The following is a 10,231-nucleotide window of genomic DNA, read 5'->3' as shown; positions in this document are numbered from 1 at the left end:
GCTCAGTCCTCTTTCGGGGGGTCTGAAGGGGTTGTCCCCCCGGGTTGTGACTGAGCGGTCCCTCGGTACCGGCGAGGCGACTCGTCCCGGCCTTGTGCGGATTTTTCGCGGGGCCGGGACGAACGTGTGTGCGCGGCTAGCGGCGGCGGAGGCGGGACGGTAGGTCGTTCAGCCGGGCGGTGGCGTCGAGGGCGCGGTCTCCGGCGGTGCGGAGCGCGGTGCGGGTCTGCTCCATCGTCGACGGCGGCAGCAGGCGGGCGCGCCACCGGGCCCGGCGCCCGACGGACGCGGCGAACGCCTCCCGGACGGTCCGCACGTCGGCGCGCAGCCGCTCGGCGGGCTCGGAGGCGCGGGTCCGCGAGTAGCGCGCCAGTTCCTCGGCGCGGGCGATCCGGGTGAGGGCCTGGACGCTCGGCGCGTCCATCTCCAGCAGTTCCCCGAGCCGGCGGGCGGCAGCGCGCGGGGAGTCGCTGGCCCGCCATTCCAGGCCGTGGTCGAGCGCGTCCGCGCGCATCTCCTGCCAGGCGGCGTGCGCCGCCCCAGTTGGATCGGGCGTCCCGTTCGCTGATCTCACCGGCGCGGCCGGATCGGGCGTGCGCTTGCGGCGCCGTTCCGCCTCCTCGGCCGGACCAGGGGAGGCCCTGCGCCGCTTGGGCGTCGGCGTCCCGCCGGCCGAGGCGGTCAGGGCCGCCCAACGGCGCCACCGGGTGTAGATGCGCAGCGTCATCGGCACGGCCATCAGCAGCAGCACCAGCAGGGCGACGGCGAGCCACCGCGCCGCGGAGAACCCGCCGTCGTCGCCCTCCTGGACGTCGGTCGCCGCGCCCGCACCCTCGTCGTTGCGGTGCGCGGGGCCGCTGGGCGAGGCCGTCGCGCCCGCGTCGGGGGACGAGGCGTCCGGCGCCTGCGTGACCTGGTCGTCCGGTCCGCCGCCGGTGCTGACCGCGGGCAGGCTGTACTCGGGGGCGAGGGCCGTGCCCTGCCCGGCGGCGCCGCTCGGCGTGGGCTCGAAGCGCACCCATCCCGAGCCCTCGAAGTACAGCTCGGGCCAGGCGTGCGCGTCGCGCGACCGCACCACCCACTCGCCGGGCTTGACCTCGCTGCCCGGCGTGTATCCCATCGCGACCCGCGAGGGGATCCCGAGGATCCGCGCCATCAGCGCCATCGCGGCGGCGAACTGCTCGCAGTAGCCGCGCTTGCTGTGCAGGAGAAAGTCGACGAGGTCGCTGCCGTGCTGCGGCGCGGGCGCCGACAGGTCGTAGGTGAACCCGCCGGACAGGGTGAACCAGCGCTGCAGCCGGACGGCCTGGCCGAGCGCGGTCGCCGAGCCGGCGGTGACGTCCGAGGCGAGCTTCCTGACCTCCGGCGGGACGTTCTTGGGCACCGCCGTGTAGTGCGCGACGATCTCGGGCGGGTAGGGCCCCGAGGCGGCGAGCTGCCCGGCGGTCGGCTGCGGGATCAGGCTCCTGACGGTGTAGGAGCGTCCGCCCGCCGAGTCGCGCAGCGAGTAGATCATCAGCGACGGGCCGTGCACCCGCCAGTCGCCCTTGATCGACACCTTGGCCGGGGCGTACGGCACCGGCAGGAACGTCATGTTCCTGACCTCCGGCCGCACCCGGACCTCGGTCGTCACCTCGCGCGAGGGCGCGACCGTCAGCCCCTGCGGGGCGGGGAGGGCGCGGTCGCCGCTCAGCCGGTCCTTGGAGCTGCTCTTCAGCGGGCTGTAGGTCCACCGGTCGCCGTCGAACCGGTCGAGGGCGTAGAGACGGAGGTAGCCGGGGCTCTCCGGTGCGTCGCTGCGGTAGGTCAGCACGGTCGAGTCGTCCAGCCGGGTCAGCTCCCGCTTCAGGCTGACCAGCGGGTCGGGCGTCGTCACGGTCTGCGTGCCCCGGCCGGAGCCGCCGCCCACGCCGAACACGCCGCGCGGGTGCAGCCCGGGGATCGCCGCAGGCAGCAGCACGGCCACGGCGACCGTGCCGGCCGCGATCCGGCGGCCGCTGGCCGCCAGGGCCGAGGCGTCGGGCCGGTCGGCGCGGTCCGCCGGCGGCGGCTGCGCCCCCGCCAGCGGCACCTCCCGCGGGCTGCGGCGCGTCGTCACCGTACGGCCCCAGCCGCCGACCTGCTCGCGGGCGTCGGCCGTCAGCAGGGCGAGGAAGCCGAACGCGCCGATGCCGAAGGCCAGCCAGCCGACGCCGTCCTCGCGGACGGCCGCGGGCACGCTGTACATCGCCAGCAGCGGCAGCCCGGCGGGCGCGGCGCGGCGCAGCCGCACGGCCAGCAGGTCGACCAGGACGGCGACCAGGCCGATGCCCGCGGCGGCCAGCATCGCGATGCCGGGGACGAGCGGGACGGGCGCCGCGTACCGGTTGGCCGCACGCCAGCCCTCGTCCGCCAGCTCGCCGAGCCGCCGCACCGACTCCGGTGACGGGACGACGCCGAGCCACGCCTCGCCGCCCGCGAACGCGAGGTTGAGATAGAGCAGGAGCGCCGCGAGCCCGAACAGCAGGCCGACCGGAGCGGGCATGCGCAGGCGCCGCGCCAGCAGGCCCCCGCCCGACACGGCCAGCACCGCGCCGAGCCCCGCCCAGAACCAGCTCGCCCTCTCGAACAGCGGGTACAGCGCGAGCGAGCAGGCGAGCGTCGCCAGCCCCGCCATCACCGTCATCCGGACCCTCATGCGCTGCCCCTGCTCATGCGCCGCCCTCAGTCATGCGCCGCCCCTGACACGAAATCCTCGCCGGCCTTGCCCGCGCGCGCCCACGCCCCGGCGAGCTCCGCCGCGGACCCGACGGTCACCACCCGCCAGCCGCCCGCGCGCAGCAGCCCCGCGGCCATCCCGCCGTCCTGCGGTTCGCCGTCCTCGGGGCCGCCCCGCATGAGGACCGCGACGCACGTGCCGGTGCCGCGCCGGGCCGCGGAGACCGCGCGGGCCTCCTCGTCCGACAACACGCCGAACACCCCGACGACCAGGCCGTCGCCCTCCCGGCCCGCGCCGTGCCCGCGCAGCGCGGCCAGCCCCGCCGAGAGCGAGCCGCCCTTGGACCGGCGGGCGACGGCCAGCGCGTCGAGCAGCAGCCCTTCGAACGCGCCCTCGGAGGGCGCGGCCGGCAGCGCCTCCCCGCCGTCGGTGACGTACCGCAGGCTCATCCCCGTCCGGACGAGGTGGACGCCGATCGACGCGGCCGCCGAGACGGCCTGCTCGAACGAGCCGGCCGGCCCGTCGCCCCAGTGGGCCGACCGGCGGGTGTCGAGGAAGAGCGTGCCGCTGCTCTGGAAGTGCTGCTCCTCGCGCCGCACCATCAGCTCCCCGTGCCGCGCGGTGGAACGCCAGTGCACGCGGCGCAGGTCGTCGCCGTGCCGGTACTCGCGCGGCGCCACGTCGTCCTCGCCCGCCGCGGACACCGCGCGGGCGACGCTGTCGCCGCCGCCCGTCCACGCCCCCGACAGCCGGCCCGGCGGCAGCGGCACGATCGACGGCGTCACCGTGAGCGTGTCGGAGAGGCTGAACGAGCGGACCAGCTCCACCATCCCGAACGGGTCGGCGAGCCGGACGGTCAGCGGCCCCACCCGGTAGCGCCCGCGCACGTCCGAGCGGATCCGGTAGCCGAGCTCACGGAACGCGTGCGGCTCGATCCGCTCCAGCACGAACCGGGCCCGCCCGCCGAGCGCGTAGGGGACCCGGTCCTCCACCATCAGCAGCCCGCTCGGCAGCCGCGACACGTTCTCCAGCCGCAGGTCGACGCGGGACTCGTGGCCGACCGGCAGCCGCGCCGGCTCCAGCCGCCGCGCGCAGGCCAGCCGGTACCGCGTCCGCGCCACCGCGACCGTGCACAGCAGGGGGAGCGCCAGCACGAGCACCCCGGCGCGCAGCAGGTCGCGCTCCCCGAGCGCCACCGCGCAGACGATCGCGGTCGCCCCGGCGGCCACGAACGACCGCCCCCGCGTGGTGAGGCCGGCCAGCGCCCGTCGCACCCGTCACCTGCCGGGGGAGGGCACCGGCAGCCGCTTCACCAGGTCGGCCACCACCTGTTCGGGACGGCGGCGCTCCACCTGCGCCTCGGCGGTCGGCAGCAGCCGGTGCGCGAGGACGGGGACGGCGAGGTCCTGGATGTCGTCGGGGACGACGTAGTCGCGGTCGTCGAGCGCGGCGTAGGCCCGCGCGGCCCGCACCAGGTGCAGGGTCGCCGCCCCCGCCGGGCCGCCGGACGAGGGGCTGCGCGCCGAGGTCGTCCGGCGCTTCCACGACGCGCACGAGGCCCTCTACGGGTACTGCTACCGGGACGACCCGCGCCATCCCGTCGAATGGGTCAACCTGCGGGTCTCCGGCATCGGCCCCATCGAACGGCCGCGCCCGGCCGAGCGTCCGCCCGGCGACGGCGACCCGTCGCGGGCCCGCACCGGCACCCGGGCCGTCCACTTCGACGCGTGGGAGGAGGCGGCCGTCTACCGGCGCGAGAAACTCGCGCCCGGCGACACCGTCGAGGGCCCGGCCGTCATCGAGGAGTTCGGCTCGACGCTCCCGCTGCATCCCGGCTTCACGGCGGCCCTCGACGGCCACGGCAACCTGGTGGTGACCCGATGACCGGCCCCGCGCCCGACCCGATCCTGCTGGAGATCGTCGAGGGGACGCTCGCCTCGGTGGAGCGCGAGGTCGAGACGGCCATCGCCCGCACCGCCCGCTCCCCGATGATCCGCGACGCGCACGACTTCCGCGCCGGGATCCACGACCGCCGCCTGCGCAAGCTGACCGGACGGTCCTACTCGGCGCTCGTCCAGCCGGTCGCCCGCGACTTCCCGCCGGACGAGATGCGGCCCGGCGACGTCTTCTTCCACAACGACGTCTACCTGTCCGAGGGCGGCATCGGGCACCTGCCCGACCTGTGCGTGACGGTCCCGGTGTTCCACGGCGACGACGTGGTCGCGTTCGTCCAGGCGTTCGGCCACCACGACGACATCGGCGGCGCCGTCCCCGGGTCGATGCCGAGCCACGCCCGCAGCGCGTTCGAGGAGGGCCTGATGGTCCCGCCGATCAAGCTGTGGGACCGGGGCGTGCCGAACCGGGCGGCGCTGACCATCATGACCCGCAACTCGCGGATGCCCGACTCGCTCGCCGGCGACCTGGACGCCGAGTGCTCGGCCTGCCTGATGGGCGCCCGCCGCCTCGGCGAGCTGTTCGCCCGCTACGGCCGCGCCGACGTCGAGGCCTGCTTCGACGCGATCATCGACCGGACCACCGAGACGTTCCGCCGCGAGCTGCTCACCAAGATCCCGGACGGGACGTTCGTGTGGGAGGACTACGCCGAGCACGACGGCGTCGACCCGCCCCGCCTGCACGCCCAGCGCATCACGCTGACGGTCGACAAGGCGGCCGCCGTCCCGCTCGTCATCGACTTCACCGGGACGTCCCCGCAGGCCAAGGGGCCCATCAACCACGCCGGTGACTATTCGGACGGCGTGTTCCTGAAGAAGTGGCTGGCGCCCGTCCTGCGCAACCTCGCCGACACCCCGGAGCGGGCCGCCGAGCTCGACGTCAACGAGGGCGTGGTGCCGCTCATCGAGATGCGGTTCCCGGAGAAGGGCACCCTGCTCACACCCGTGTTCCCCGCCCCGACCAACGCCCGCACGTTCGTCATCCTGCGGCTCCTCGGCGTCCTCGCGGGCGTGCTGGCCAAGGCGACGGGCGGCCGGATGCCCGCCGACCAGGAGACGATCCGCTACACCGGCGTCTACGGCGAGGACGACCGGGGCCCCTACCTGATGCGGGAGGTGCTCGGCGGCGGCTCCGGCGGCCGCTCCTACGCCGACGGCGAGGACACCATCCACGTCGTGCCCGACTCCCGCAACATCCCCGCCGAGTTCGCCGAGGCCCGCTGGCCGTTCGTCGTCGAGCGCCTCGGCCTCGCCGTCGACTCGGGCGGGCCGGGGGAGCACCGCGGCGGCCTCGGCTACGACAAGCACATCCGGATGCTCCGCGACGCCCACTACATGTCGATCGCCGACCGCTCCATCCTGTCGTGCTGGGGCGTCAACGGCGGACGCGCGGGGCGCCCGTTCCGCGTCGACATCGACGGCGAGGAGATGGACGGCCTCGTCGACGACCGTCCCGTCCGCGCCGGGCAGGTCATCCGCATCCGCACCACCGGCGGGGGCGGCTGGGGCGACCCCCTGAACCGCGACCCGTCCCGCGTCGCCGCCGACGTCCGCGACGGCAAGGTCTCCCCGGCGGGCGCCCGCGACGACTACGGCGTCGTCCTCACCGACGGCGCCGTGGACGCCGAGGCGACCGAGACCCTCCGAGCGCGCCTCCGCGCGGAACGCGGCCCCGTCCCGTTCTTCGACCGAGGCCCCGGCTACCCGCGACTCTCCGGCGGCGCCACCTCCGCCGAAGTCGACTCCCTCGACCCCTGAGCCCACGTCATCGCGGGCGCGGAGGCGAATTCAGAATACGATCTGATAACGTGGAGCCATGAGCACCAGGACCCGTCCGGACTCGGTCACCTTCTCCGACCTGTCCCGCAACCCGCGGGCCGTCGCGGAGCGGGCCTCCAGGCTGGGGCGGGTGCGCGTCACCCATCGCGACGCGCCGGACTTCTACCTCACGGCCGCCGACCGCGAGGAGCGGCGGGACGAGACGCTGGCCACCGCGTCACGGATCTTCATCGCGCTCATGAAGCACGATCCGGGGGCCCGCGAGCTTCTGCTCGCCATGCCGGACGTGTTCCCGTGGGTGCGTCACCTCAGCACCGAGGAGGTCCGCGCCTTCACCGTGGAGCTCGTCGAGGCCCTCTCGGACGCGGCGGAGCTCGACCTCGACACGTCCCTCAACGAGGTGGTCGCCGGGTGGCGTGCCACCGCGCGCATCAAGGCGGACCCCGAGCAGCACGAGGAAGCGGTGCGGCCCGCCAGCGGTGACTTCGGTCCGGTGGAAGTCATCCCATGAGCCCCGAACGAGGGGACAGGGTCACCGTCCCGCCCGCCGCCGACGAGTGGGACTTACGCTTCGGAACGAGCGGGCATCGTTTGGGTGGTCTACGCGTCACCCCGCCACCCGAAGGACACCGAGAACTGACGCCCGGGCCCACGCCGGTACCGCTCCAGGCGGAGTTCGCGGACCTGCGGCGGCGTCCCGCCGCTGGAGGCGGCGGGACGCGGAGGCGACGTCTCGGTGCCGGTCTTGTCAGGGATACCGGAGGTCCGAGCCCGTCAGGTCAGCAGGCCTGGACGTAGTACGCCGGCCTGAAGTCGTATGTGCCGTCGGTGCCCGGAGGAACGTTGACGAGCACGTTGTGCGCGATGCCCTTGATGAAGGCGTGCGCTCCGCCGGTGTTGGAGTTGTCGTAGAGGCCGGTGCCGTTCCACGCCCGCAGCGCCCAGTCCGCTCCGCCGCGACGGCAGTGGAAGAGGGAGAAGACCTTGCCTCCCTCGGCGGCCAGGACGTTGGTGTAGAGGCAGAAGTGGCCGGTCGGGCACGGCGTGCCGCTGGTCGTGTTGATCCACGTCCAGCAGTCGGCGCTCACGTAGATGTCGGCGCAGTACGGGACGCCGACGACCGACGCGTTGTCGTTGCCGTGGTCTCGCTGGACCGGCGCCGCAGCGGGGGCGACCCGCTTGCCGTCGGCCCGCACGGACCCGCCGGGACCGGCGGCGTAGGCGGCGCCGCTGCCGGCGAGGAGCACCGTCAGGCAGATCACCAGCCCGAGCGCTTTGCGCAGTGTTCGTGGTGCCATCAGAGGACAACCTTTCTCGTGTGCCGCGAGGTCGTGCCTCTTGCAGGAGCGATGCGGAGCGGGGAGGTCGGATCTTGCAGGGAGCGTCCGGGCCTCGCGTGGTTTCACGAATGAGGGTGCAGGCCGCTGACCTGGCCTGTCGTTACGTGTGCGCGCACTCGCCTGTCGCTTGAGCGCACTGCCGGCGGAACTGGCCGGGGGAGAGGCCGTAGGCTCCGCGGAACACCTGGCTGAAGTGCGCGGCGCTGCCGAATCCCCACCGGGCCGCGATCGCGTTGATCGGACGGTCGGCCAGCCGGGGATCGGCGAGGTCGCGCAGGCAGCGCTCCAGGCGGCGCTCGCGGATCCAGCCGGCGACGGTGTGCCCCTCCTCATGGAAGAGCTTGTGGAGGTAGCGCAGCGAGATGTGATGAGCCGTGGCGATCGCGTCCGGAGTCAGGTGCGGGTCGGCCAGGTTCCGGCGGATGAAGCTGAAGATCTGGGCCATCAGCACATGCCGCCTCGCCTGGGGCGGCACCACATCCGGGGCGTCCAACGCGGTGGCGAGCGCCGCGGTGAAGACGTCCAGCGTGAGGGTGGACAGCCGGGCGGTGTCGGACGGCCCGAGTTCATGCATGTGCCGGGCCAGTTGCAGCAGGAACTGCGACGACAGTGCCCCCACACCCTGATCCCTCCGTAGTCGGACCCCGGCCAGCCGCCGCAGATCCCGATGCGGGAACGGCAGCAGCGAGCGAGGAAGGCACAGGACCAGCACCTGCCCGCGGGAACGTCCGGCGATAACTCCGCCCGGTAGGGCCGCGAGGTGTCGGCCAGCACCAGGTCCCCGGGACCGAACTCCGCCCGCCGACCGTCTTGCGCCATCACGCCGTGCCCGCGCACGGTGCACACCAAAATGAAGGCCCCGGGATCGGACTGACGGATCAGCTTGGGGGTGCGCTCCACCGAGTACGGCGTGGCGGTCATCAAGGACGCCTGCACGGGCCCGAATTCACTGATGCAGAGACGAGCCTGGAAACGGCTCTCCAGGTGCGGTTCGCAGTGCAGTTCGCAGGGGCCCCAGACTTTCGAGGTGACCTCGTGCCAGAAAGCGAATCGCTCCGCCACGGGCACTTCCGCGGTACTGATCACTTTCATGAACCCACCCGAACACGGTCGTGGCGGGGTTTCGGAACAGCATCACCCGAACACCTTCATGAACGCAACCCGCCGTTTCCGCCCCGTGGGCGGGTGTCGAAATGCGCATTTATCGAGATTCCGTGCCAGTTGCTCCTAGGGGATGATTCGGGCCCAGACCCACTTGCCGCCGCAGGGGTCGCGCATCGCCCCGCACGCGGCGGACAGGGCCTGGACGATGTGCAGCCCCCACCCGCCGTTGTCGTCGAACGCCTCCTCGGACAGGTCGAGGCCGTCGAGGGTGAGCTCGGCCTTCGGCCGGGCTTCGGGGAGGTCGGAGGCTCCGTCCCACACGGCGACGATGACCCCGTGCGCGTCCCTGCTGACCTGGAGCCGCAGCTCCGCGTGCGGCGTCCGGTCCGCCGCGTTCGTGACGAGTTCGGAGACGATCAGCAATGCGTCGTCGAGAACATGCGAATAGCCCCATTTGTGAAAGCGCGCCTCCGCCAGCGTCCGCGCCAACCCCACCGCCGCCGCCGATCCCGCCAAGGAAATGATCAGATCCCCGGTCGCCGTCGTCATGCCCGCCTCACCCTCGTCCGAGTTTCGGATTCTCTAGGACAAGGATGGCTGTAGCGGCCTAGTGTTTCGTGTTAGTGAACGGAGACGAAACAGGAGTTCCCGTGACCATAGTTCGCGACCCCCTTGAGCCCAAGATCTCTCTGTGGCATTTTCTTGCGTTCTATCTGCGGTTTCTGCGTGAGAGGGCAGGGCTCTCCCTCAGCCAGTGCGGCAAGATCATTGGCGTTGCTCGATCAACTGTTTCGAATATCGAGGCTGGCCGACAACGGCCACAAGAGGACCAACTTGCGAGACTGGACGAGCAATATGGCACAGGAAGGCTATTGCAACTCTTGCTGTGGTATGCCCGAAACACTCACGATCCCGATTGGGGGCGTCAGCTAGTTCCATTCGAGGAGCAGGCGGCCGCGTTCAGGGCCTACCACGGCAAGTCGATTCCAAGACCGTTTCAAACTGAGGACTACATGCGTGCCCTTGCCATGGCAGGCGCACCTGATGATGCCGATGACACTGTTGCCAGGCGTTTGGCGCGCCAGCAGGTCCTGCTCGACCGGGAGAAGCCGCCGTTCTTTTATCTGATCCTAGAAGAGGATGTGCTTCGTACCTGCGTGGGCGGTCCAGAGATCATGAAGGCTCAGCTCGCACACCTGCGCGGGATGATGGACCTACCTCAGGTCATCATCCGCTTCGTTCAACCGGCTGCGGGGGCCCACGAAGGGTTCGACGGTGCTTTCCAGATCATCAGCTTGGAACGCCGGGATGTGGCGTTCGCTGGCGCTCAATACGGCGGGCCACCGCTCCGGCGCCGG

8 protein-coding genes and 3 pseudogenes are annotated in these 10,231 nt (G+C 72.6%); 4 read left to right on the top strand and 7 right to left on the bottom strand.

Features of this window, described 5'->3' with window-relative positions; all coding sequences use genetic code 11:
* Positions 1-136 precede the first annotated feature (136 nt).
* From AB0C69_RS08285 to AB0C69_RS08275, 3 genes and pseudogenes are all read right to left on the bottom strand, one after another.
* Positions 137-2,677 (bottom strand): DUF3488 and transglutaminase-like domain-containing protein, encoded by a 2,541-nt coding sequence (locus AB0C69_RS08285; RefSeq protein WP_360351339.1) that lies wholly within the window; start codon positions 2,675-2,677, stop codon positions 137-139.
* A gap of 26 nt (positions 2,678-2,703) precedes the next feature.
* Positions 2,704-3,972, bottom strand: coding sequence for a DUF58 domain-containing protein (locus tag AB0C69_RS08280; protein ID WP_345175508.1), 1,269 nt, complete (start codon positions 3,970-3,972; stop codon positions 2,704-2,706).
* Positions 3,973-3,975: 3 nt separating this feature from the next.
* A pseudogene (locus AB0C69_RS08275) lies at positions 3,976-4,213 on the bottom strand (ATPase); the annotation flags it as partial.
* Here AB0C69_RS08275 and AB0C69_RS08270 point away from each other — a divergent pair.
* From AB0C69_RS08270 to AB0C69_RS08260, 3 genes are read left to right on the top strand one after another with little or no spacing between them, the layout of a single operon-like run.
* A complete protein-coding gene (locus AB0C69_RS08270) occupies positions 4,214-4,582 on the top strand; it encodes a hypothetical protein (protein WP_360351342.1) in 369 nt (122 codons plus the stop codon).
* The gene (locus AB0C69_RS08265) at positions 4,579-6,408 is read left to right on the top strand and encodes a hydantoinase B/oxoprolinase family protein (RefSeq protein ID WP_360351335.1); all 1,830 of its coding nucleotides are present in this window, start codon (positions 4,579-4,581) and stop codon (positions 6,406-6,408) included. The genes AB0C69_RS08270 and AB0C69_RS08265 overlap by 4 nt, the downstream gene beginning before the upstream one ends.
* Positions 6,409-6,466: 58 nt before the next feature.
* On the top strand, positions 6,467-6,940 hold the full coding sequence (locus AB0C69_RS08260) for a DUF6247 family protein (RefSeq protein ID WP_360351332.1): 474 nt from the start codon (positions 6,467-6,469) through the stop codon (positions 6,938-6,940).
* A 268-nt stretch (positions 6,941-7,208) separates the two neighbouring features.
* Here the strand turns inward: AB0C69_RS08260 and AB0C69_RS08255 are convergent, their stop codons facing one another.
* The 4 genes and pseudogenes from AB0C69_RS08255 to AB0C69_RS08240 all read right to left on the bottom strand — a co-directional run bounded on the left by AB0C69_RS08255 (position 7,209) and on the right by AB0C69_RS08240 (position 9,422).
* Positions 7,209-7,727 carry a hypothetical protein gene (locus AB0C69_RS08255; RefSeq protein ID WP_360351329.1) on the bottom strand — a complete coding sequence of 173 codons (519 nt, stop codon included), beginning with the start codon at positions 7,725-7,727 and terminating at the stop codon, positions 7,209-7,211.
* A 142-nt stretch (positions 7,728-7,869) separates the two neighbouring features.
* The gene (locus AB0C69_RS08250; RefSeq protein WP_360351326.1) at positions 7,870-8,388 is read right to left on the bottom strand and encodes a helix-turn-helix domain-containing protein; all 519 of its coding nucleotides are present in this window, start codon (positions 8,386-8,388) and stop codon (positions 7,870-7,872) included.
* A gap of 116 nt (positions 8,389-8,504) precedes the next feature.
* A pseudogene (locus AB0C69_RS08245) lies at positions 8,505-8,861 on the bottom strand (AraC family transcriptional regulator); the annotation flags it as partial.
* A 135-nt stretch (positions 8,862-8,996) separates the two neighbouring features.
* Positions 8,997-9,422, bottom strand: a complete 426-nt coding sequence (locus tag AB0C69_RS08240; protein WP_360351323.1) for an ATP-binding protein — start codon at positions 9,420-9,422, stop codon at positions 8,997-8,999.
* 68 nt (positions 9,423-9,490) lie between these two features.
* Here AB0C69_RS08240 and AB0C69_RS08235 point away from each other — a divergent pair.
* Positions 9,491-10,210: pseudogene (locus AB0C69_RS08235) on the top strand (helix-turn-helix transcriptional regulator); the annotation flags it as partial.
* Between the last annotated feature and the right edge of the window lie 21 nt (positions 10,211-10,231).

The organism is Actinomadura sp. NPDC048032 (assembly GCF_040653175.1).
Lineage (GTDB): Bacteria > Actinomycetota > Actinomycetes > Streptosporangiales > Streptosporangiaceae > Spirillospora > Spirillospora verrucosospora.
Note: the sequence above shows the minus strand (reverse complement) of the source record. Positions and strands in the feature narration are given on the sequence as shown.

What these genes read in the sequence shown, in the direction of transcription:
- AB0C69_RS08285 (WP_360351339.1), bottom strand. Translation starts at nt 2,677, where the DNA reads ATGAGGGTCCGGATGACGGTGATGGCGGGGCTGGCGACGCTCGCCTGC.
- AB0C69_RS08265 (WP_360351335.1), top strand. Translation starts at nt 4,579, where the DNA reads ATGACCGGCCCCGCGCCCGACCCGATCCTGCTGGAGATCGTCGAGGGG.
- AB0C69_RS08260 (WP_360351332.1), top strand. Translation starts at nt 6,467, where the DNA reads ATGAGCACCAGGACCCGTCCGGACTCGGTCACCTTCTCCGACCTGTCC.
- AB0C69_RS08255 (WP_360351329.1), bottom strand. Translation starts at nt 7,727, where the DNA reads ATGGCACCACGAACACTGCGCAAAGCGCTCGGGCTGGTGATCTGCCTG.
- AB0C69_RS08240 (WP_360351323.1), bottom strand. Translation starts at nt 9,422, where the DNA reads ATGACGACGGCGACCGGGGATCTGATCATTTCCTTGGCGGGATCGGCG.